The organism is Mycobacterium sp. TH-M15 (genome assembly GCF_057473705.1).
Genome location: NZ_JBYCLB010000521.1, coordinates 1 through 1,853 on the forward strand (window position 1 = coordinate 1; position 1,853 = coordinate 1,853).

The 1,853-nt window shown below is 73.6% G+C and carries 2 protein-coding genes; both read left to right on the plus strand.

Annotated features, from left to right (window positions below):
* Window positions 1-738: methionine--tRNA ligase (locus AC2VNT_RS12735; RefSeq protein WP_486947206.1), on the plus strand; the 738-nt coding region annotated here is incomplete at its 5' end.
* A 54-nt stretch (window positions 739-792) separates the two neighbouring features.
* A partial coding sequence (locus AC2VNT_RS12740) for an aminodeoxychorismate synthase component I (protein ID WP_486947207.1) occupies window positions 793-1,853 on the plus strand: 1,061 nt, incomplete at its 3' end.

The following is a 1,853-nucleotide window of genomic DNA, read 5'->3' on the forward strand; positions in this document are numbered from 1 at the left end:
GCGGTGTACTGGCCGGCGTTCCTGATGTCGGCCGGAATCGAGCTGCCCCGAAGGGTTTTCGCGCACGGCTTTCTGCTCAACCGGGGCGAGAAGATGAGCAAGTCGGTGGGCAACGTCGTCGACCCGGTGGCCCTGATCGAGAAGTTCGGGGTGGATCAGGTCCGGTATTTCCTGCTCCGCGAGATCCCGTTCGGCCAGGACGGCAGCTACTCCGACGACGCGATGATCACCCGGATCAACACCGACCTGGCCAACGAGCTGGGCAACCTGGCCCAGCGGTCGCTGTCGATGGTGGCCAAGAATCTGGGCGGTGTGGTTCCCGATCCCGGTCCGCTCACCGCCGACGACGACGAGCTGCTGTCGCTGGCCGACGGGCTGCTGGACCGGGTGCGGACCGCCTTCGCCGACCAGGCGATGCACCTGGGCCTGGAGGCGATCTGGCTGACGCTGGGCGCGGCCAACCGGTACTTCTCGGCGCAGGCCCCCTGGGTGCTGGCCAAGAGCGAGGCGCCGGCGGAGCGGACCCGGTTCGGCACCGTGCTCTACACCACGCTGGAGGTGGTGCGAATCGCGGCGCTGCTGGTCCAGCCGGTGATGCCGGAGTCGGCGGGAACGCTGCTGGCTCTGCTCGGCCAGGCCGAGGAGCAGCGGTCGTTCGCCGCCATCGGCGACCGGCTGAAGCCCGGCGTCACCCTGCCGGCACCGGCCGGGGTGTTCCCGCGCTACCAAGCCGACTGACGGCCGGTGCGGCGAGCTTTTGCGTCTGGTCGCCGGAGACAGCAAGCTGGTGCGGTGCGGATCGAGCGGCTCGACGATCTGGGCGGGGCACCGGAGGTGCTGCGCGCCGTCGGGGACGCCACCGGCCGGCTGCGGCTGCCGCCCCCGGCGGCGCTGACCGGCGACTGGTTCGGCAGCGCCGCGGTGATCGCCCCCAGCGTGGCGGTCCGGCCGGTCGACCCGGCAACCGTCTTCGACGTCACCCCCGGCTCGGACGACACCGCGGTGGGCGGCGGCTGGTTCGGCTACCTGTGCTACCCGGACGCCGGCGCCGACGGCGAGCCGGCCCGGATTCCCGAGGCCGCCGGCGGCTGGACCGACTGCGTGCTGCGCTGCGACGGCGCTGACGGGCAGTGGTGGTACGAGAGCCTCTCCGGTGCGCCGATGCCGGGCTGGCTGGCCGACGCGCTGACCCGACCGGCACCGGCGCGCGAGTACCGGATCGACTGGATCGCCCCGGACCCGCAGGCGCACCGGGACCGGGTGCTGGACTGCCTGGCGGCGATCGCCGCCGGCGAGGTGTACCAGGCCTGCGTCTGCGCCGAGTTCACCGGCGCCGTCGTCGGCGCGCCGCTGGACTTCTTCGCCGACGCGGTGACCCACACCGCCCCGGCGCGGGCGGCCTACCTGGCCGGGGCGTGGGGGGCGGTGGCCTCCCTCTCCCCGGAGCTGTTCCTGCGCCGGCACGGCGACCTGGTGACGTCCAGCCCGATCAAGGGCACGCTGCCGCTGGACGCGCCGCCGTCGGCGCTGCGGTCGTCGGCCAAGGACGTCGCCGAGAACATCATGATCGTGGACCTGGTCCGCAACGACCTGGGCCGGGTGGCCGTCACCGGGACGGTGACGGTGCCCGAGTTGCTGGCGGTGCGCCCGGCCCCCGGCGTGTGGCACCTGGTGTCGACGGTCTCCGCCCGGGTACCCGTCGAGCTGCCGGCGGCGGCGCTGCTCGACGCCGCCTTCCCGCCGGCCTCGGTGACCGGCACACCGAAGCTGCGGGCCCGCCGGCTGCTCTCGCAGTGGGAGCCGCAGCGTCGCGGGGTGTATTGCGGCACTGTGGGTCTGGCGTCCCCGGTGGC